18 protein-coding genes are annotated in these 19,601 nt (G+C 65.7%); 7 read left to right on the forward strand and 11 right to left on the reverse strand.

Going from position 1 to position 19,601, the window contains the following annotated elements; all coding sequences use genetic code 11:
- The first annotated feature begins 169 nt into the window (after positions 1–169).
- From ACW7G0_RS13075 to ACW7G0_RS13085, 3 genes are all read left to right on the forward strand, one after another.
- The gene (locus tag ACW7G0_RS13075) at positions 170–880 is read left to right on the forward strand and encodes a thiol:disulfide interchange protein DsbA/DsbL (protein WP_456990253.1); all 711 of its coding nucleotides are present in this window, start codon (positions 170–172) and stop codon (positions 878–880) included.
- A 168-nt stretch (positions 881–1,048) separates the two neighbouring features.
- Complete coding sequence (locus ACW7G0_RS13080; RefSeq protein WP_456990255.1) at positions 1,049–1,870, forward strand: thiol:disulfide interchange protein DsbA/DsbL; 822 nt, start codon at positions 1,049–1,051, stop codon at positions 1,868–1,870.
- Positions 1,871–1,969: 99 nt separating this feature from the next.
- Positions 1,970–2,707 (forward strand): endonuclease/exonuclease/phosphatase family protein, encoded by a 738-nt coding sequence (locus ACW7G0_RS13085; protein WP_456990337.1) that lies wholly within the window; start codon positions 1,970–1,972, stop codon positions 2,705–2,707.
- Positions 2,708–2,790: 83 nt separating this feature from the next.
- Here ACW7G0_RS13085 and ACW7G0_RS13090 read toward each other — a convergent pair whose 3' ends face one another.
- The gene (locus ACW7G0_RS13090; protein ID WP_456990257.1) at positions 2,791–5,706 is read right to left on the reverse strand and encodes a TonB-dependent receptor; all 2,916 of its coding nucleotides are present in this window, start codon (positions 5,704–5,706) and stop codon (positions 2,791–2,793) included.
- Positions 5,707–6,179: 473 nt separating this feature from the next.
- On the opposite strand from ACW7G0_RS13090, the gene ACW7G0_RS13095 reads away from it, so the two are divergent.
- Positions 6,180–7,238, forward strand: coding sequence for a hypothetical protein (locus ACW7G0_RS13095; protein WP_456990259.1), 1,059 nt, complete (start codon positions 6,180–6,182; stop codon positions 7,236–7,238).
- A gap of 377 nt (positions 7,239–7,615) precedes the next feature.
- Here ACW7G0_RS13095 and ACW7G0_RS13100 read toward each other — a convergent pair whose 3' ends face one another.
- From ACW7G0_RS13100 to ACW7G0_RS13130, 7 genes are all read right to left on the reverse strand, one after another.
- Positions 7,616–8,296 carry a hypothetical protein gene (locus ACW7G0_RS13100; protein ID WP_456990339.1) on the reverse strand — a complete coding sequence of 227 codons (681 nt, stop codon included), beginning with the start codon at positions 8,294–8,296 and terminating at the stop codon, positions 7,616–7,618.
- A 158-nt stretch (positions 8,297–8,454) separates the two neighbouring features.
- The gene (locus ACW7G0_RS13105; protein ID WP_456963108.1) at positions 8,455–8,724 is read right to left on the reverse strand and encodes a hypothetical protein; all 270 of its coding nucleotides are present in this window, start codon (positions 8,722–8,724) and stop codon (positions 8,455–8,457) included.
- A gap of 382 nt (positions 8,725–9,106) precedes the next feature.
- Positions 9,107–9,529 (reverse strand): diacylglycerol kinase, encoded by a 423-nt coding sequence (locus ACW7G0_RS13110; RefSeq protein ID WP_456990261.1) that lies wholly within the window; start codon positions 9,527–9,529, stop codon positions 9,107–9,109.
- A 29-nt stretch (positions 9,530–9,558) separates the two neighbouring features.
- Positions 9,559–10,632: a glycosyltransferase family 4 protein gene (locus ACW7G0_RS13115; RefSeq protein WP_456990263.1), complete on the reverse strand. Its 1,074-nt coding sequence runs from the start codon at positions 10,630–10,632 to the stop codon at positions 9,559–9,561.
- Positions 10,629–11,477 (reverse strand): UDP-2,3-diacylglucosamine diphosphatase, encoded by an 849-nt coding sequence (locus tag ACW7G0_RS13120; protein WP_456990265.1) that lies wholly within the window; start codon positions 11,475–11,477, stop codon positions 10,629–10,631. The genes ACW7G0_RS13115 and ACW7G0_RS13120 overlap by 4 nt, the downstream gene beginning before the upstream one ends.
- Before the next feature lie 163 nt (positions 11,478–11,640).
- Complete coding sequence (locus ACW7G0_RS13125; RefSeq protein WP_456990266.1) at positions 11,641–12,534, reverse strand: NAD(P)/FAD-dependent oxidoreductase; 894 nt, start codon at positions 12,532–12,534, stop codon at positions 11,641–11,643.
- Positions 12,531–12,977: an Rrf2 family transcriptional regulator gene (locus tag ACW7G0_RS13130; RefSeq protein ID WP_456990268.1), complete on the reverse strand. Its 447-nt coding sequence runs from the start codon at positions 12,975–12,977 to the stop codon at positions 12,531–12,533. Before ACW7G0_RS13130 ends, ACW7G0_RS13125 begins: the two co-directional genes overlap by 4 nt.
- Before the next feature lie 51 nt (positions 12,978–13,028).
- Here ACW7G0_RS13130 and ACW7G0_RS13135 point away from each other — a divergent pair, with 51 nt between their 5' ends.
- A complete protein-coding gene (locus tag ACW7G0_RS13135; protein ID WP_456990270.1) occupies positions 13,029–13,706 on the forward strand; it encodes a class I SAM-dependent methyltransferase in 678 nt (225 codons plus the stop codon).
- Positions 13,707–13,775: 69 nt separating this feature from the next.
- Here the strand turns inward: ACW7G0_RS13135 and ACW7G0_RS13140 are convergent, their stop codons facing one another.
- Positions 13,776–14,576 carry a sulfite exporter TauE/SafE family protein gene (locus ACW7G0_RS13140; protein ID WP_456990272.1) on the reverse strand — a complete coding sequence of 267 codons (801 nt, stop codon included), beginning with the start codon at positions 14,574–14,576 and terminating at the stop codon, positions 13,776–13,778.
- Positions 14,577–14,701: 125 nt separating this feature from the next.
- On the opposite strand from ACW7G0_RS13140, the gene ACW7G0_RS13145 reads away from it, so the two are divergent.
- Positions 14,702–16,741: a transglycosylase SLT domain-containing protein gene (locus ACW7G0_RS13145; RefSeq protein ID WP_456990274.1), complete on the forward strand. Its 2,040-nt coding sequence runs from the start codon at positions 14,702–14,704 to the stop codon at positions 16,739–16,741.
- Positions 16,741–17,967, forward strand: a complete 1,227-nt coding sequence (locus ACW7G0_RS13150) for a multifunctional CCA addition/repair protein (protein WP_456990276.1) — start codon at positions 16,741–16,743, stop codon at positions 17,965–17,967. Before ACW7G0_RS13145 ends, ACW7G0_RS13150 begins: the two co-directional genes overlap by 1 nt.
- Before the next feature lie 30 nt (positions 17,968–17,997).
- On the opposite strand, the gene ACW7G0_RS13155 is transcribed toward ACW7G0_RS13150, so the two are convergent.
- Both ACW7G0_RS13155 and ACW7G0_RS13160 read right to left on the reverse strand, forming a co-directional pair.
- Entirely contained in the window at positions 17,998–18,420 is a 423-nt protein-coding gene (locus tag ACW7G0_RS13155) for a VanZ family protein (protein WP_456990278.1), read from the reverse strand.
- Positions 18,417–19,601: a class I SAM-dependent methyltransferase gene (locus ACW7G0_RS13160; protein ID WP_456990280.1), complete on the reverse strand. Its 1,185-nt coding sequence runs from the start codon at positions 19,599–19,601 to the stop codon at positions 18,417–18,419. The genes ACW7G0_RS13155 and ACW7G0_RS13160 overlap by 4 nt, the downstream gene beginning before the upstream one ends.

Below are 19,601 nucleotides of genomic sequence, written 5' to 3' on the forward strand. Positions count from 1 at the left end.
ACCGAGCCCGCCACGCCAGTGGAACCGGAAGCCGAACCGGTATCGGAAGGCTGAGCAGAACCGCACTCTCGTTCAGGTCATCCGACACCGGCCGGACCTGCACCCGCAACTGTTCATTGCGCCGACCGTATCCTTGCGGTCGGCGCTCTTGTTTGAGGGATACCCGCTGATGAACCACGATTCCGCAAAAACCCACCTGCTCCGTTCGCGTCGGTCTGGTGGTTCGTTCCTGGCCCGGGCGGCTATCGCGGCCATTTTCGTGGCGTTGCCGATGATCGGGTTCGCCGCAGCGCCAACGGGAGATCTGGTTGCCGGTACCGATTACATCGAGATTCCCGATGGCGCCCCATTCGCCACGCCAGCCGGCCAGATCGAGGTGGTCGAAGTGTTCGGCTACACCTGCCCCCACTGCGCGCACTTCGAACCACTGGTGAGCGCGTGGAAAGCGAAGCTCCCCGCCGACGTCAATTTCGTCGAGGTCCCCGCCCCCTTCGGTGGCTACTGGATACCTTATGCGCAGGCGTTCTACACCGCTCAGGCCCAGGGGCTGGTGGCACGGACCCACGCTCCAATGTTCCGCGCATTGCACCAGGAGCACAGCCTGCCCATCAGCGGTGCAACACCTGCGGAGATCGCGGCGTTTTACGCCCGCTACGGGGCCGATCCGGAGCAGTTCGCCAACACCATGACCAGCCCGGCGATCCAGGCCCAGCTGAAGCAAGCGCGCGACTTCCTGCGGCGCAGCGGCGTGGAAGGCACACCCACGTTGATCGTGAACGGCAAATACCGGGTGCTGGGCAACAGCGCCACCGACCTGCTGGACAACGCCGCCAAGCTGGTCGAGCGGGAACGCTCGCGGCGCGCGCAGCCCCAGCACTGAGATCACCAACACTGACACTGACACTGACACCACCAAGATCATCGACGGCGTCCGGGAATCCGGGATTTGCGGAACGTGCACCGTGCACACTCCCCCGCCGTCGCGCTGGTTATCCTTGACCGGCCTGCACGACCTCGCATTCTTTGCTTATCTTCCGGAGATCTACCCATGACCTTGCGATCGGCTCTACTGCCCCGTTTCGGACTGGCCCTGGCGGGCGTGCTCGCCCTCGCCGCCTGCTCGGCCGATGCACCCGCGCCCACACCCGCTGCGCCGGCCGCCACGGCAGCCAACACAACGGCAGCCCCAGCCCCCGCGGCGACCGCCGCACCTGCCCGTACACCGGGACCGATCGTTGCTCCGGTTGGCCCGGCACCAGTCGCCGGTACCGATTACGTGGAAATCGCCGGTGGCGAGCCCTACCAGCCCAACAGCGGCAAGATCGAAGTCGTGGAGGTGTTTGGCTACACCTGCCCTGCCTGCGCAAACTTCGAGCCGATGGTCAGTGCCTGGGCCGCCAAACTGCCGGCTGATGTGCAGTTCACGCCGGTAGCGGCACCGTTCGGTGGCTTCTGGATGCCGTATGCAAAGGCGTTCTTCGCCGCGCAGGCCACCGGCCTGCTGCCACAGACCCACGACGCGATGTTCAAGGCGATCCATATCGACCGCAGCCTTGGTGCGGACTCCAGCGACCAGCAGATCGCCCAGTTTTACGCGGCATACGGCGCGGACCCCAAGCAGTTCGCCAGCACCATGGCGAGTTTTGCGATCAACGCCAAGATGGGGCGTGCCCAGCAGTTCCTGCAGCGCAGCGGCGTGGATTCCACCCCGACCCTGATCGTCGATGGCAAGTACCGCGTCACCGGCCAGAGCTGGGAAGAACACCTGCGTATCGCCGAGCACCTGATCGCCCAAGAGCGCGCCGCCCGCCCGGACGCCGCCCCCGCCGGTGACGAAGCCGCCACCCCGACCGAAGCCGACAACGGCTGATTGGGAAGCGGCATAACGACCATGGCGACTTCTGGCGCTCAACGCATCGACGAGATCCCTCCCGTGGCGACGCCGCCGGAGGGTTCGCGCCGGCTGCGCGTGCTCAGCGCCAATATCCAGGCCGGCTCCAGCACCCGCGGCTATCACGACTATGTCGCGCGCAGTTGGTCGCATGTACTACCCGCCGGCAACAAGCGCGGCAGCCTGGACCTGATTGCCCAGCTGGCCGGCCAGTACGACATCGTCGGCCTCAACGAGGCCGATCCCGGCAGTCTGCGTTCGGGTTTCACCAACCAGACCCATTACCTCGCCCAGCGTGGCGGCTTCGATTACTGGAGTCATCAACCCAACCGCCGCATGGGCGGGGTGGCCTCCAGCGCCAATGGGCTGCTCAGCAAGCTGGAGCCGATCGAGGTGACCGACCATTCGCTGCCGGGTCGGATCTCCGGACGTGGTGTGCTGCTTGCGCGCTTTGGCCATGGCGAGGACGGCCTGGTCATCGCGATTGCCCATCTGTCACTGGGTGCGAACTCGCGCAGCGCGCAGCTGGGCTTCATTGCCGAGTTGCTGCAGGACAATCCCCATGCGGTGCTGATGGGTGATTTCAACTGCGCCATCGACCGCCCGGAAATGCAGACGCTGTTTCGCAACACCCGCTTGCAGCCCCCCGAGTGCGCGGTGGCCACCTTCCCCAGCTGGCGACCGCAGCGTGCGATCGACCACATCCTGATCGGCGACGGGCTGAGCTGCTCGGGCGCCTGCGCGATGCCGGCCGCTCACTCCGACCATCTGGCCATGTCGCTGGAGCTGGATGTCCCCGACGCGGCGTTGGCCTAGGGCGACAACGGCGCAGGGCCATCCGCGAGCACAATCGCGGATGGCCCTGCCTGGCCAGCTATCACCGGTCAGCTTTCTGCTGATCAGAAGCGCAGGTTGGCGCGCACGTAGAAGTAACGGCCACCGGGGATGTCGTAGGTCGAGGCGTCGTAGCCATTGAGCGAGCACGACAGGCAGAGCGGTGGATCCTTGTCGAACACGTTGTTGACGCCGCCGGTCAACTGCACGCCCTTGAACCAGTCAAACTCGTAACCCACCTGCAGGTCGTGATAAGTGATCGCGTCGAGCGTGTTGGTGCCTTCGGCCGGGTTGCTGCAGACCGGGAACGACACCGCATCACCACATTGCTCCTCCAGCTCACTGATGTGACGCATGCTCCACGAGGCATTCCACTGGTCGCGACGCCAATCCAGACTGGCGGTCGAGGTCCAGTCTGGGATTGCGCTGTCGGTCACTTCCACCCCGACCGTACGCGGCTGCGCCTGGCCGGAGGCACCCACGGCCTCGTAATGGGCCACGAAGGTGTTTTGCCAGGCCAGCTTGAACACCCCTGCCGCGCTCTCGGGCAAGGTCCAGAACACATCGGCATCCCAGCCGCTGGTCTTGATCGAACCCAGGTTGGTCAGGCGATTGCTGAACCCGTTGATGCTGCCGATCGAGGACCGGGTAATGCCGCTGCAGTACAGCGGGTCCAGCGAGGCCACGCATAGGTCCAGCTGGGTCTGGGCATCGATCGCCTGGACCGCACCGTCGATCGCGTGGCGATAGAAGGTCAGCTCGAAATCCAGTCGATCCGACCACGCCACGGCGCTTGCGAAGCTGGGACTGAACACCATGCCGGCGGTGAAACTGCGCGCCGTCTCGGGATCGAGTTCCATGTTGCCGCCGGTGGTGACCGATATCTGGCTGTTGGTCTGCTCCGCGCCGACCGGTACTCCCAAGGTGGCGCAGTTGGCCGCACTGCCGGTTGGCGCGCTGCCGTCCAGTCCGACCAGGCAAGGGTCATCGATCTGCAGGTCGGCGCGACTGGCCGAGCCGAACAGCTCACCAATCGACGGTGCACGGAAGCCCTCGGCGTAGGTGGCCCGGAACAGCAGTTCATCGGCGACCTGCCAGCGCAGCCCGAACTTCGGGGTGAACTGGCCGCCAAAAGTGGAGTAGTCCGAATAGCGACCGGCCAGACTCAGGTCCAGGCTCTTGCCGAACGAGTCTCGGGGGATAAGCGGCACATTGAGCTCGACATACGCCTCGGTGACGTCGTATTCACCGGATGTCGGCAATGACGGAACGCCGTTGTAGAACCCGGCCACCGTCAGCGGGTCGGGCTGGTAGGACCCTTCATAGCGGCGATGCTCGGCGCCGACGGCGAACGACAACGGCCCCGCCCACAAGTCGACCAGGTCACCCGACAGGTTGGCGGTGAACACGTCCAGGGTCTGCTGGCTGCGGTCACGCACCACCGGCTGGATGTAGGCGAGCATCTCGGGTGTGAGCGTGCCGGGGCCGCCAAACAGGTTGAGCGGCACGCAGCCCGGATTCGCCGCGCATACAGCCGGATCACCCAGCGCCAGGGCGACCTTGCGAATGTCATAGCTCCCGTAGTTGGTCTGCTCGGCCTCGTTCTCACTGGTGGACAGGTTCACATCCCAGAACCAGGTCCGCTCACTGGCCTCGAAACTTCCCTCCAGGCCTGCGGCAAAGTAGCGGGTATCGACTTGCTGCTCGTAGACGCGTGGCCCGCCTTCGACCGGACGCCGACCCAGCAACACGAAGTTGACTTCGTTCTGCGCGGTAGCCGGATCGTCGACCGACACCAGATCGAAACCGAACGGGTTGTACGGGTTATTGGCCGACACGAACATGCCATCGGAGATCGGGTTGCCGGTGCCGGCATCGGCGCCCAGGAACAACGGCTCCGGCGCGGCCTGGTTGACCGACTCCCGGCGATTGACCAGGGCCTTCGCGTACGCGTGGACCTTGTCGTTGAAATAGAAGCGGTACTGGCCGAACACCCCGGTGCGGGTCGACGGGGTCAGCAGCAGGTTGTATTCGGAGAAATTGAAGCGATCGGGAGTACCGAAACAATGGAAGCCATCGGTGCGGTTGCAACCGGTCTGGCCCGGGTCGTAGAACGGGTCGTTGTCGCCCTCGTTGGGAGTGATGTCGTGGGTGACGCCAGTGTTGGGGTCGGTGATGATGAAGCGTCCACGCGGGGTACCGGAGCTGCCAAACGTCAGCCCGGTGCCAGGAACCGGGAAGCGCGATTGTTCGCGCGTGTTGGCGGAGATCGAATCCTGCTCGACCCGACTGGCGCCGATGAACAGATTGCTGCGCTCGGTGTTCATGCCCCAGGCAACGTCGATGCCCTTGGAGGCGCCATCACCCTTGCCGTACTGGCCATAGTTGAGCGTGACCTGCCCACCCTCGAAATTGCGCCGGGTGATGATGTTGACCACCCCGGCGATCGCATCGGAGCCATACAGAGACGAGGCGCCATCTTCCAACACGTCGATGCGCTCGACCAGCGCCAACGGGATCGTATTGAGATCGGTGGTCGCACCGACACCGGACGCAGACGATTCATTGACCCAACGCATGCCATCGACCAGCACCAGCACGCGCTTGGCGCCGAGGTTGCGCAGGTCGACTTGGGCCGAACCGGCGCCGACACCGTCGCCATTGGGCGAGAAGCCGAAGTTGCCCGATGAGTTGAACTTGGTGTTGAGCGCGGAGCCCGAACCGGTCAACTCCTGCAGAATGTCGCCGATCGAGGTCAGGCCGGTGCGCTCGATGTCCTCGCGAGTAAGGGTCTGGACCGGCGTCTGGGTCGCAATCTCGGCTTTTTTGATTCGCGTACCGGTGACCTGGACGCTGTCGAGCGTGGTCGCTTCGGACGGACTATCGGGTGGGCTGTCCTGCGCGGCGGCCAATCCCGGCAGGGTCAGCAACAGGCAAAGTGAAACGGCGTTGGCCAACGCGTGGCGACGGGGTGCGTTCATCGACTTCTCTCTCCATAAGAATATTTCGAAGTGCCGCCCCCCTGCCTGCGACAAACCCACTTGTAAACAATTTGTAAAGCCGCCGCAAGGGCAACGCGTGCTGTGGCGTGCGTAAAAAACCAATCGCGTCTGCTTAGGGTCGGAAGCGGACATCGGCTGATCAACATCAGCGGACTTGGGAGCTGCGTGCTTTTCCGGCCACGCCTGGAGCCGACCTCGCCCAGCTGCCGTTCCGTAAACCCACGCGGTCGGACTCCCCTGCCCCCCAAGCCAATCCACTTTACGAGCTTGCTGCTCGTGGATAAGCTCTCGCGGCGCGTTCGCGCATTCAGGGGAAAGGGGAAGATATGACGAGTCGAAGCATTGGGCTGCCGCTCGTGGCGGCGGTTCTTGTCTGTGCGTGCGGTGCCGCTCACGCGGCGAAGGACAGGCCGGAGGGCCACGATCCGTCGCAAGACGAACTACTCTCGAGCATGGCGGTGCACGCCGCCGCCGCGCATGACCGGCTCAAGAGCCAGATCACCTACGGGTACATCGACGTGGGTGCCACCGCCGCCAACGCCACGAACAATTTATACGCGAGCACACCCGGACTGTCTTACGGCAGCGCAGCTGCTGCTGGCCTCGCCGGTGGCCTGATCGCCTCCGCGCTCATCAATGCCGAGGCCAAAGCCTCAGCCAAGAACCAAGTCCGGGATGCGAACGCGGAGTTCGAACGTGCCCAGTGCAAGCTGTCGAACACCGACGCATTGTTGGGTGCGATCGAGCGCAGCGTTGGTGGCACGCCATGGGGTGCGGGACGAAGCGTCCAACGCCATGTGCTCGCGCAAGACCAGTCGGTGGACGATCTGGTGCCGCAGGACGAGCCGCGTTACGAGCTGGTGGCGACCTACAGCATGACGCCGGACTATTCTGCGCTGGTCACCTCGGTCGCGCTGGCCGCGTACTCGGCGCAACTGCCAGGGGCGCCGACGCGCTGGCAGAAGAAGCCAGCGTGGAGCGATGACCTTGTCGTGGTGTCAGACGTCGTCCCATTGGCCGAGAAGACCCCGGAAGACGTTCGAGCCGCAATCTCACGCGAGACCACGCGCTACGCGGACAGTGGCGTGTACAAGCTGATCCAAGCCGCCAACGCGGGCGATCGTACAGCCCGCCGCGCCGCCAGCGGATTGCTCAGGACCCACCAAGCGCGCATGCGCGAGGCCAAGGGACTGGAGTGGACACCGCGCGAAGCGGCTGCTGCGCGCGCGCGCGCATGGACGGCCGACGACTGCAGCCTGGTTCGTTCGGCGCTCACGCAAGGTGCGACCGACATTGAGACGCTGCTGAGTCGCCTGTTTGCAGGTTCACTCCCCGCCCGCGTAGAAACGGGTGTGACGGTGGTGCCACTGCGCGACGATACCGATCGTGTTGTACAGGTGCGGCCAGATGGACAATACGTCGCACGCGCCATCGATGCCGACGCGCCACTCGGCTGGCGTTACTCGTGGTACCCCGAGGAAGAAACGCCAGACGAGGCGTCGGCGGAGTAAGCCAGGTGCAGGGCCCTGCACGCGCGGGGCCCTGCTTGATCCGCCCAAGGTCGGCTTCCGGCCACAAACGGACATAGACCAACGCCAGAATTCAGCTGAACCGCGAAGCCGCTTCGGCCTGAATAATTTGTCAGACCTGTTCACTGAGCAAACTGGACGGAGCAATGCCGAGGAGACGGATGTCTGAGTTAAGGACGCATACTCCTGGACCTTGGTGGGTCGAGGAACTGCCAAGATCAGACGTAACGCCTGACCGGATCCCCACTGCATGGAAGGCACGGCATTGTGCTGCACACTAGCAAAAGAGGCCGGGCCACGAGCAGCGTCATCGGCTGCGCTGCCTCGCACACCACAAAGGCGACACGCCGACGCGCCCTTTACTGGCGGGCGGGCTGTGCGCGTCTCCCATCGTCGCGTTGCGTAGTCGCGCGACTTTCCGCGAACTCCGGGAAGGTCTCCGCTATCGGCGCCTCATCCGGCAAGATGTAGAACACCCCACCCCGCTCGAACGTCGGACTGATGATCCCCTCGTAAAACTCGGGCGAGACGTTGATGCAGCCATGACTGATGCGGTTGTCGTCCGGCGAAGGCGATGCAAGACGTTCCGCGCGTCTCTCGGCCGGGACGCCAGTAGCGGTAGGGTGGATGGAGACTGCGGAATCGTAGTCCACCCACAGCACGCGCCCAGCGTCGATTGACGGACCGAAACCGCCCACAAAGCGGCCAGCAGGCGTCGTGCGATCCCGGCCCGGAATCTCGCGAAGCGCGAGACCGGCGATGCCGGGGGCCGAATGGTCGCCGATCGCCGAGCCAAAGAGCCCGGGGGCCGCGCCGCGAAGTCGGCCGTCGCCGTCGAACACCAGGATCTGTGCGGCGGCCTTGTCTATGACCGCAAACGGATAGCCTTGGTTGTCGTTGGCTGCGACAACCCAGCCCGCGAGCTCGATCACCGTGCCGGACACATCCTGGCCTCGCGGAAGCTGGTCGACGGCGGCGACCGGTTGCGCGGCGGCATCCTCGGCACTGGCCGCGCCGAAGCTCGAAAAAGCCAGCGCCAGCGCGAGCGCACCATAAACGGCCCGGATCGCAGGGTGTGTGCACGTACGGATATGGCGTTCCTTAAAACGAAGACTGGATGAAGATCAAGGAGACCGTTGGCCAGCAAAGGCCACCGGGTCCCGGTTCAGGGCGTTCGTCGCGAATTGTGCAAGAGCGACTAACCGCGCGGCGGGCGGCCGGGCGCCGTTTCGAGCTGCTGGACGCGGCTTTCGATCTGATCCAGCCGTTGATTGGCCTGCTGCGCGGACTGATTGGCGGATTCGGCGCTCTGGGCCGCGCTCTGAACCCTCGTGTCGAGTTGATCGAGGCGTGAGTTGATTCCTGCAAACTCGTCAGCATAGGTTGCGCAGCCGGCAAGTCCCACGGTGGCGACGATCGCCACGCCGAGCGTACGCGCCATCACCAGATGTTGTTTGGTCACAAACATTTCAATGCTCCTTCGTCGGGGGTATCGGGACCAGTCTGGCGTTGGAGTACGTAGATAGATTGTGAAGATGTGGCAACTCGTGAGAGTTGCGGCTTGAATCCATCAGTCTCCACGAAAACTCGCAGCATTTGATCGACTATCACAACCGCAGTCACCGATCCCCAGCCAAGATGAACAGTAGACCTTAATACGCGAGCCGTTTTGCACCGACTGATCTTCAGAGACTTCTTCGACTCCTCCCCATTCATCAGCAAGGAAAGCTATAGCGGCCCCTCCAATGCGTCTAGGCGGTCGACATAGTCTCTCCCGGCATCATTACTGCACCGCGCGCAATGTCCGCTTCGGGTCGATAGCGAACATCAGAAGCCAACTCGTGCGGGCTCTAAGACGCGAACTGACCCCATCGCACCAGTAGCGACGGCCCCGCCACCAGGAGCCAGGTCAATGCGCACCAGAGCAGCGCCAGGAATACCGCGGCGCTGCCGAGGTCCTTGGCGCGGCCGGACAGGCGGTGGTGGTCGAGGGAGATGCGGTCGATCGCTGCCTCGATGCTGGAGTTGACCAGCTCCACGATCAACACCAGCATCACCGACCCGATCAGCGCCACCGTTTCCAGCGCCGGCAGGGCGAGCGCGAGTGCCAGCGGCACCAGGATGGCTGCACCAATCAGTTCCTGCCGGAACGCGCTCTCCACACGCACGGCATGGACCAGCCCGCGCATCGAGTAGCGCAGGGCATTCCAGATGCGGCCCGGGCCGCCCAGACTCTTGTACGGGCTCTCCAGGGCCGCGGACTCTTCTGGCAACTCAGGCGGCGAAGTGCCTCCACCGTCCGTCACGGTACCGACGGTCCGTGGCTCGCGGGCGGACCAGACGCCGGCGCGATCGCAACTTCTCCGGGGCCGGGATTGAACGGATGCAGGTGCGAGAGGAACTGCCGCGTACACGCCTCCCAGGAGAAGCGCTCGGCATGCCTGCGCGCGACAGCGCGGTCGATCGTGAGCGCGCGCAGCGCGGCGGCGCGCAGATCCTCGTCGAGCGCGCCCGCCGGCGAATCGCCGATCACGTCCACCGGGCCGGTGACGGGATAGGCCGCGACCGGGCAGCCGCAGGCCAGCGCCTCGAGCAGCACCAGCCCGAACGTGTCGGTGCGGCTCGGGAACACGAACACATCGGCGGCGTTGTAGAGCGTCGCCAGTTCCGCCTGCCCCAGCACCCCGGTGAACCGGACGTCGGGGAACTCCGCCTTCAGCTTCGCCAGCGCCGGTCCCTCACCGGCGACCCATTTACTACCGGGCAGGTCGAGCCGCAGGAAGGCCTCGATGTTCTTCTCCACTGCGACGCGGCCGACGCACAGGAAGATCGGCTTGGTCAGATCGTGGGGCATCGCCGGCCCGGGCCTGAAGATGTCCAGGTCCACGCCGCGGGACCACAGCACGACCTTCGAGGGGGCAAAGCCGTTCGCCACCAGATCGCGCCGCACGACCTCGGTCGGCACCATCACCGCCTCGGCCCGACCGTGGAACCAGCGCAGGAAGCGGTAAGTGACCGCCAGCGGCAACCCGGTGCGCGCCCGTACGTACTCCGGGAAGCGCGTGTGGTACGCGGTGGTGTACGGCAGCCGATGGCGCAGCGCATACGCGCGCGCGGCCATGCCGAGCGGCCCTTCCGTGGCGATATGGATCGCCTGCGGCGCGAACTCGCGGATGCGGCGGCGCACCTGGCGCCCCGGCAGCAGGGACAGCCGGATGTCCGGATAGGTCGGGCACGGCAGCGTGCGGAATCCCGATGGCGTGATGAGCTCGACCTGGTGGCCGATGCGTTCGAGCTCCCGCCGCGTGGATTTGAGGGTCCGCACCACGCCGTTGACCTGCGGCTCCCAGGCGTCGGTGACGATCAGGATCCTCACGGCTCCACCGCCGCGAGCGCCGGCGTCGATCGCCGGATGTCCCTCCATTCGACGATGCGCAGCTGCCCTGCGTGGTCCTCGACCAGGGCGGTAAGACTCTCGACCCAGTCCCCGTCGTTGCAATAGAGCATGCCGTCAACCATGCGAATCTCCGCCTTGTGGATATGCCCGCAAACGACGCCGTCGAAGCCGCGGCGACGCGCCTCCCGGACCAACGCGAGCTCGAAATCGGTGATGAAGGCCACCGCGCCCTTGGCCTTGTGCTTGAGATATTGAGACAGAGACCAGTAGCCGAAGCCCAGGCGCGCGCGGGCGCGGTTGAACCAGTGGTTCAGGGCCAGGATCAGCGTGTACAGCGTGTCTCCCAGCAACGCCAGCCACCTGGCCTGCTGCACAACACCATCGAACAGGTCGCCGTGGGTTACCAGCAGGCGCCTGCCGTCAGCCGTGCGGTGCACGATCTCGTGCACCACTTCGATGCCGCCAAAGGCATGGTCCACGTAGGCGCGCGCGAACTCGTCGTGGTTGCCCGGTACATAGACCACGCGCGTGCCCTTGCGGGCCTTGCGCAGCACCTTCTGAATGACGTCGTTGTGCGACTGCTGCCAGTGCCAGCCCTTGCGCAGTCGCCACCCGTCGATGATGTCGCCGACCAGGTAAAGCGTGTCGGAGTCATTCCACTTGAGGAAGTCCAGCAGGAACTCCGCCTTGCAGCCTGGCGTGCCCAGGTGGATGTCGGAGATCCAGATGGTCCGATGCCGTTGCGACGGCGCCTCTTCGGCACCGTCGCAGGGGAGCGGCGGGACGGCCAGCGCGGCAAACGGCGGACTCAGCGATGCGTTCATGCTGAGAACAGCAGATCACTTCGATATGACAGAACCATGAATGATCCCGAGCCAGCGATCACACTGGGATCCCGCCCGTCCTTGGTTGCTGCGGGCCACGAGCTGTTGCGTTGACCTGTTGAAACCGCCACCGAAAGCGGACCTTGGATTTTCCCGTGCAAGGCTATGCCGACGGGAACACCAACGATTGGTGCAACTGCGCACCGGCCCACGCACCGTCTCCCACCGCCAGTGAAACCGAATGCGGGACGCGTGCCGTATCACCACAGGCGTACACGCCGGAAACACTGGTTTCCTTGGCCTCATTTGTTCTGATCTGAGTACCCATTGGGGTATCCATGAACTCACAGGCCATCTGCTCGGCGATAGGCGTAGACGGGGCGTTGCGCGGAGCGGTGAACACCCCTTCAAAAGGCAAGCGCCGGCCGTCTGCCAGCACAACATCCGCATGCCCCTCAATTCCGGCAATCGTGGTGGACTCGATGGTAACGCCTCGCTCAAGCAGCTCTCGCCCACCGGCGTGCTGATCCAGATCGAGCACGCCGTTGAGGAAGAAGGTCACCTGGCCCCACTCCGGCAGGATCCGGGCCTGATGAACCGAGTTGGGTCCGGAGGCGATGACGCCGATGCGGCCGTTGGCCAGCTCATAGCCGTGGCAATAAGGGCAGTGGAAAGCACTCGTTCCCCAACGCTCAGCCAATCCAGGAACCCGGGGCAGCTCATCGGACACACCTATGGCCAGCAGTAGGCGCCGTGCCTGGTGAACGTCGCCGTCTCGGGTGCTCACCGTGAAATCATCCTTGGCGCCGGATGCAGCGACCACAAGACTGTCCAGCCAGGTCAACGTGGAATAGCGCTCGAGCTGTGCACGGGCGGTGCTCGCGAACTCGCCCGGGTCGACACCATCCTGGCCGAGGAAACCGTGTGACTCGGTAGCCGCACGATTTCTCCGCTGCCCGGCATCAATGACCAGGACTGTCCGGCGCGCCCTGAGTAGCTGGAGGGCCGCAGCCATCCCCGCATAGCTGCCGCCAATGACGATCACGTCGTACTTCATACGGATGCTCCGCTTCGATGGGTCTGATGCCTGCGCGCGAAATCCGCGGCCAATTGAGCCAGCGAGACCGCTGCGAACCGCTCCATCAGCAGCGCTTCGGCCTCGTCGAAGGCATGGTTGAGCGCCGCATTGACCGCCTGCTCGACCAGGCAGGCCGGGTGCTCGCTGCGGTTCCCGACGGAAAAAAGCGCGGGCTCTCCGAGCGCCTCGTGCAGATCGCGCAGGGAGACGGCAGAAAGGTCGGCCTTGATCCACCATCCCCCCGCATGGCCGCGATCCGCAGCGACCAGCCCCGCGTTGCGTAGCAGGCCCATGGTGCGTCTCACCACAACCGGATGGGTGCCGAGGCACCGGGCTAACGCATCGGACGTCATGGGGCCCCGGTGCTCTGCCATGTGTAGCAGTGCATGGAGCACGGCGGATAGACGGCTGTCTTTTTTCATGTAACTAATGATGTTACAAATGCATTTCCCCCGTCAACACAGGAACCCTCCGTGCCTTCCTTCTCCGATGCCGACGCTGTCGGCAATTACGCGAACGGCCCCGTCAGGTTAGTCCCGGGTCTCCACGCCCTGCACCGCATGGCCGGACTTTTGCTGGCAGAGGTTGTACCGGAAGATGGCCGAGTCCTCGTACTCGGTGCAGGCGGTGGCATGGAACTGAAGGCCTTTGCCGAAGCTCAGCCGGGCTGGCGGTTCTTTGGGGTCGATCCCTCACCGCAGATGCTCGCGCTCGCGGCAGACACCTTGGGCCTGCTTGCACCGCGCGCAGAACTCTTCGAGGGGTACATCGACGCAGTGCCGGAGATGTCGTTCGACGGCGCTACCTGCATGCTGACCCTGCACTTCCTGTCGGTAGATGAGCGCCTGCACACGCTGCACGAACTCCGGCGCCGCTTGAAGCCGGGTGCGCCCCTCGTGGTAGCTCACCACAGTTTTTCTCAGTCCAACGAGGACAGGACACGCTGGCTCAAGCGCTACGCCGCCTTCGCCGTATCGTCGGGCATTCCGGAATCGAGTGCGAAATCAGCAATCGACGCCATTGCGACCCGGCTTCCGGTGCTATCTCCAGATGCGGAGGTGGCGCTGTTGCAGGATGCCGGATACGAGCGGATAGAACTGTTCTACGCGGGGTTCACGTTCAGAGGATGGGTCGCCTATAGAGCCCCATAGGCTGTGTCCTCTATCCGCCAATCGCGGACATGTCATCGCGACTTATCGCGACGATTCTCTTCGCAGGCACTACCCCGCCACCAACAGGCTCACGGCGACGATCACCAGGAACAGCGCGAATATCTGCTTGAGGCTGGCTGCCGGCAGGCGATGCGCCAGACGAGTCCCCCAAGGCGCGGCCACGACCGAGGCAATCGCCACCCCAATCGCGGCCGGCAGGTACACATAGCCAATCGCGTACTCCGGCAACGCGCCCGCGGGCGCGTGCACCGCATAGCCCAGCGCGCTGGCCAGGCCGATGGCAACTCCGCACGCCGAGGAGGTACCGACCGCGCGTACCGGTATGACCCCTCGCCAGACCAGCAACGGCACCGTCATGCTGCCACCGCCAATACCAATCACCGCCGACAGTGCGCCGATACCGCCGCCGGCAGCGACCATGGACGCGCCCCGTGGCACCACCGCACCCGTGCCGGTCGCCGACCGTTGCCGGCCAAACTGTATCTGCGCCGCCGCCAGCAGGCAGTAACCGGCGACGATATAGCGCAACGCATCATCACCGATGCGCACCGCCACGCCACTGCCCAGCCAGCCGCCGATCAGCAGCCCCGGCACCATCCAGGCCACCGTTGGCCACAGCACGCTGCCGCGTCTGGAATGGGCCCGCGCGGAGGCCGCAGCAGTCAGCACGATACTGGCCAGGGAACTGGCCAGCGCAGCGTGCATCGCGGCGTCCGGCGGCACCCCCAACAGTGGCAACAGCCATACCAGCGCCGCGACCAGGACCAGCCCGCCGCCCACGCCGAGCAAGCCGGCCAACACGCCCACCACCAGGCCGAGCAGGGGAAACAACAACCATAGCGATGTCATCGGTACTCCAAGGACGACCTGATCGGAAAACCATGCACGGCGGGGGTTTGGGGATTCGGATCGTGCGTCGGGAACGTCGCCTTCCCGCGTCGGGACGTTCATGCCGGCTGGGCTATAGTCGCGTCATGTTGCCCCCAATCCTGCCCATCGTACTCGCCGCGCTGGCCATGTCGGTTGCCACGCCTGCCTGCGCCCAATCCAACCCGACACCGCCCGCGCAATCGTCGACCGCCACGGCCGCCCCCGAGCCAGCCCCGACCGCATCGATCAAACCGCTGGCCGACCCGCAACTGCCACGCGTCGGCGCGGCGATCGAGGCGGCCGAGCGCGGTCGGTTCGACGCGGGACAGTACGCCGACTTGGCGGACCACCCGCTTTATCGGTGGATCCAGTACGCCAGCCTGCGACGCAACATCGACAACGTCGTGCCATCACGCGCCGAAGCCTTCCTGCAGCAATACCAGGGCACGGCGGTGGCCGAGCTGTTCCGGGCGGCGTGGCTGGCCGCCAGCGCGCGGCGCAACGACCCCGCCGCGTTGCTGTCAGCGTGGAACAACAACATCGACAGCACCAAATTGCGCTGCGCGAAACTGGATGCACAGGTCACCTTGGGCAAGACGGACGCGCAATGGCTCAAGGACGCGCAAGCCCTATGGAACAGCAGCGGCAAGTCGCTGCCCAATGACTGCGATCCGGTGTTCACCGCGCTCAGCGAGCGCGGCGGCCTGACACCGGCGATGCGCTGGGATCGAATCGAAGCCGCCACCGCCGAATGGGAGCCGGGGGTGATGCGCAGCGCGGCCAGCGGCCTGTCCGCGCCCGAGCGCGAACTGGCGGAGCAATACGCCGCTTTCATGGATTCCCCACACCCGCGCGCGCTGAGCTGGCCAAAGACCGATCGCAGCCGTCTGGTCGCGTCCCATGGCCTGGCCAAGCTAGGCAAGAGTGACCCCGACCGCGCCGAGGCCTTGTTGCCCCAGTACGCCAACGCGCTGGGCTTCACCGAAGCCGACCGCGGCCGGGCGATGTACATGATCGCGCTGTGGACGGTGGCCTCTTATCTTCCCGACTCCGAGCGCCGGCTCAACCTGGTACCCGAAGCCAGCTATGACCCCCGCTTGCATGAGTGGCGCGTACGCGAGGCGCTGGCACGCTCGGATTGGCCGGCCGCCCTGACCGCGATCCGCAAGATGGGCGACAAGCAGCGCAGCGATTCGCGCTACGAGTATTTCGAGGCGCGGCTGGCCGAGCTCGCTGGCGACAAGGCCACCGCGAAGGCCAAATACGAAGCCGCCGCGCGCGAGGCGGAGTTCCATGGCTTCCTGGCGGCCGATCGCCTCGGCCAGCCCTATGCGCTGTGCCCGACGCAGGTCGACGCCGATGCCTCGGCCATCGCGAAGGTGGCGGCCGATCCTGCGCTGCAACGCGCGTTTGGCCTGCACCTGCTGGGTCACCCGAGCTGGGCGGTGAAGGAATGGCATTACGCCACCGACGGTTTCAGCGACACCCAGCGCCAGGTCGCGGTCAAGCTGGCGCAGGCCAATGGCTGGTTCGACCGCGCGGTGTTTTCACTGGGCAAGGCGCCCGGCGAGATGCAGCTGTATGCATTGCGTTTCCCGCTTCACCACGATGCCACGATCCGCCGTGAGGCGGCGCGCAACGACCTCGACCCGGCCTGGGTGGCGGCCGAGATCCGCGCCGAAAGCATCTTCAACCCGAAGGCGCGTTCCGGTGCCAACGCCCTGGGCCTGATGCAGGTGCTGCCCAGCACCGGCGCCGCGGTGGCGCGACGCATCGGCCAGCCATGGGGCGGCTCGGACAGCCTGTACGACCCCGACACCAACATCGCCCTGGGCACCGCCTACCTGCGCCAGATGCTCGACCAGTACGGCGGCAAGCCGTACTTCGCCATCGCCGGCTACAACGCCGGGCCGGCGCCGCTGGGACGCTGGCAAGCGCAACGGCCGACCATGGATGCGGACTTCTGGATCGAGACCATCAGCTACCGCGAAACCCGCGAGTACGTGGCCCGCGTGCTGGCATTCAGCGTGATCTACGACTGGCGCCTGGATGGCGATGCGGCGCGCCTGACTGATCGCATGCAGGGCAGTACCGATGCGCCGCGCAAGTCGTTCGCCTGCCCGGCCGACGGCACCGCGTCCTGATGGAGATCTACCTGGTCGGCGGCGCGGTGCGTGACCGCCTGCTCGGCCTGGAACCCGGTGACCGCGACTGGGTCGTGGTCGGCCAGACCCAGGCCTCGATGGAGGCCGCCGGCTTCAAGCCGGTCGGCCGTGATTTCCCGGTGTTCCTGCATCCCGATACCGGTGAGGAACATGCGCTGGCCAGGACCGAGCGCAAGTCCGGTCGCGGCTACCGCGGTTTCGTGGTCGACGCCGATCCATCGGTGACGCTGCAAGAAGATCTCGGCCGGCGCGATTTCACCATCAACGCGATCGCCCAGGACGCCCAAGGCAAGCTGATCGATCCCCACGGCGGCGCGGCCGATATCCAGGCGCGCGTGCTGCGCCACGTTGGCGAAGCCTTCGTCGAGGACCCGTTGCGGGTGTTGCGCGCGGCGCGCTTCATGGCCCGGTTTGCGGCGCATGGCTTCACCGTCGCCGACGAGACCATGGCGTTGATGCAACAGATGGTGGCGTCCGGCGAGTTGGCCGAACTGGTGCCCGAGCGGGTCTGGCAGGAGTTGCGGCGCGCCCTCGCCAGCGCACGGCCGTCGGCATTCCTGCGGACCCTGCACGATGCCGGCGCGCTGGCGGTGGTGTTGCCCGAGGTGGACGCGTTGTATGGCGTCCCCCAGCGCGCCGAGTTCCATCCGGAGGTCGACACCGGCGTGCACGCCGAACTGGTATGCGACATGGCCGCGCGGCTGGCTCCGGGCGACGACCTGATCGGTTTCGCCGCGCTCACCCACGACCTGGGCAAGGCGTTGACCCCGGCCCATGTGCTGCCACGCCACATTGGCCACGAACAAGCCGGCGTCGCGCCGTTGCGCGCCCTGTGCGAACGGCTGAAAGTCCCCAACGAGCATTTCCAGCTGGCCGCGATTGCCTGCCGCGAGCACCTCAACGTGCACCGCTTTGACGAGTTGCGCGCTGGCACAGTGATTACCCTGATCGAGCGTTGCGATGGCTTCCGCAAGCCCGGGCGGATCGACCAACTGGCCACCGTCTGCAGCGCCGACAAACGTGGACGCACCGGCCACGCCGAGGACGCCTATCCGCAGGCAGACGCACTGCGTGCCGCCCATGCAGTCGCCTGCTCGATACGCGCAAACGACCTGCCTGACGGCCTCTCGGGTCCGGCCATCGGCGCGGCACTGCGGGAGGCACGCGTCGCGGCCGTCGCGGCGGCTACCGGCAAGAAACCCTGAAGCGGCCTCGCGACGGGTGCCATCGCGCACTCAGCGCAATCGCGCATCCAGGTGCTGCAACCAGCGCGCCACCGGCGTGGCCGACAACAACAAGCCGGCCAGCACGCCGAGGCTGTTGGCGACCACGTCGGCACTGTCACCCATCCGGTCCATGGTGAGCATGGCCTGGGCGAACTCCAGGGCGATGCCGAACCCGATCAACCCCAACGCGACCACGGCCTGGGTACGCAGGCGCGCAAACAGCATCACCGCATAGACCGACAGTGCCGCATGGCCCACGAAGTGCTGCGCTTTGTCGAAATACTCCAGCGACACCGATGGCAGGTCGTCGGACGGTAGCAGCGAACCCACGGCGACCAACACCAGCAAGCCCGCCCATCCGGCCAGCCACAACCACGGCCGATGGAAGTCGCGTAACCATCGGCGCTGCGTCGCCGCCGCCTCGCTGGTCACAACCGGAAACTCAGGTCGCCAGCCAGGAAGGCCGCGTCGAAGTCGACGCCCTTCTGGAACCCCATCACCTGGAAGCGCTCACCCATGTGGCTGGGCAGGGTGAGCTGCTTGATCTCGTTGACGCGTTGCTGCCGCTGGCCATCATCGGCGAGCGTCTCGACCTGCGACAGTATCCCGGCCAGACCATTGCCGAGCACGAAGCTGGCCTGGCTGCAGTACCCCGCCAACTCGAACCCCGCCCCCGCGCCGGCTTCGGCCAACGCGGTGAAGTCCACTGACGCGGTGATGTCCTGCAAGCCCGGCCACAGCAGCGGGTCGGCATGCATGCGGTGGCGGTAGTAGGCACGCAAGGTGCCATCGCTGCGCTCGGGCAGGTAGTACTCCGCGCGCGGATAGCCGTAGTCGGCGAACAGCATCGCGCCACGCTGTAAACCACCGGCGACCGCCTGGATCCAGTAGGGCAGCTGCGGCAGCACCTCGGAGCGGTAGCCATCCGGCAATGGCTGCTCCAATCGTTGCTCGAGGTTGCGCACCGCGCCGCACAGGAACGCATCGGCGGGGCGGCACTCACGCACCAGGCCGGCTTCGGCCACCACCACGTGCTCCTCGTACACCTGGCCCTGGTCGATCGCGAAACGCGGGGTCGGCAGCGCGTCGATCACCTCGTTGGCGAACACGACGCCATCCCAGTCATCCGCGAACGGCGCGTCCAGCCATTCGACCCGCTCGAACAGCGACGCCGGCAGCTGCTGGCGCAGCCGTTGCTGCTGGCGCTGACGCAACTGGGCGCTCGGCTCCAGGATCGCGTAACGGAGGGGCAGTGCACCGAGGTCGTGCAGGGTCTTGAGCGCCACCTCTGCAAACGCGCCGGTGCCGCCGCCCAACTCCAGCATCCGGGCTTGCGAACCGCACTGCGCCAACACCGGCGCCACCGCCTCGGCGACGCAGGTCGCAAAAACGGGTCCCAATTCGGGGGCGGTGATGAAATCCCCCGACTGGCCAAACTTGCTTGCCCCGGCACTGTAGTAACCCAGGCCAGGCGCATACAGAGCCAGCTCCATGAAACGCGAGAACGCGATCGCGCCGCCGCTGGCGGCGATCTGCTGGTGGATCAATGCCTGCAACTGCTCGCTATGGGCGAGCGCATCGGCATCGGGCGGCGGAAGGGTGAAGTCACTCAC

It is taken from the genome of Lysobacter sp. A286, from assembly GCF_054052105.1.

Bases quoted from the DNA above. Each gene is read 5' to 3' on its own strand.
- ACW7G0_RS13075 (WP_456990253.1), top strand. From the start codon at position 170: ATGAACCACGATTCCGCAAAAACCCACCTGCTCCGTTCGCGTCGGTCT.
- ACW7G0_RS13140 (WP_456990272.1), bottom strand. From the start codon at position 14,576: ATGACATCGCTATGGTTGTTGTTTCCCCTGCTCGGCCTGGTGGTGGGC.
- ACW7G0_RS13120 (WP_456990265.1), bottom strand. From the start codon at position 11,477: ATGAACGCATCGCTGAGTCCGCCGTTTGCCGCGCTGGCCGTCCCGCCG.
- ACW7G0_RS13080 (WP_456990255.1), top strand. From the start codon at position 1,049: ATGACCTTGCGATCGGCTCTACTGCCCCGTTTCGGACTGGCCCTGGCG.
- ACW7G0_RS13125 (WP_456990266.1), bottom strand. From the start codon at position 12,534: ATGAAGTACGACGTGATCGTCATTGGCGGCAGCTATGCGGGGATGGCT.
- ACW7G0_RS13150 (WP_456990276.1), top strand. From the start codon at position 16,741: ATGGAGATCTACCTGGTCGGCGGCGCGGTGCGTGACCGCCTGCTCGGC.
- ACW7G0_RS13105 (WP_456963108.1), bottom strand. From the start codon at position 8,724: ATGTTTGTGACCAAACAACATCTGGTGATGGCGCGTACGCTCGGCGTG.
- ACW7G0_RS13095 (WP_456990259.1), top strand. From the start codon at position 6,180: ATGGCGGTGCACGCCGCCGCCGCGCATGACCGGCTCAAGAGCCAGATC.
- ACW7G0_RS13145 (WP_456990274.1), top strand. From the start codon at position 14,702: ATGTTGCCCCCAATCCTGCCCATCGTACTCGCCGCGCTGGCCATGTCG.
- ACW7G0_RS13090 (WP_456990257.1), bottom strand. From the start codon at position 5,706: ATGAACGCACCCCGTCGCCACGCGTTGGCCAACGCCGTTTCACTTTGC.
- ACW7G0_RS13130 (WP_456990268.1), bottom strand. From the start codon at position 12,977: ATGAAAAAAGACAGCCGTCTATCCGCCGTGCTCCATGCACTGCTACAC.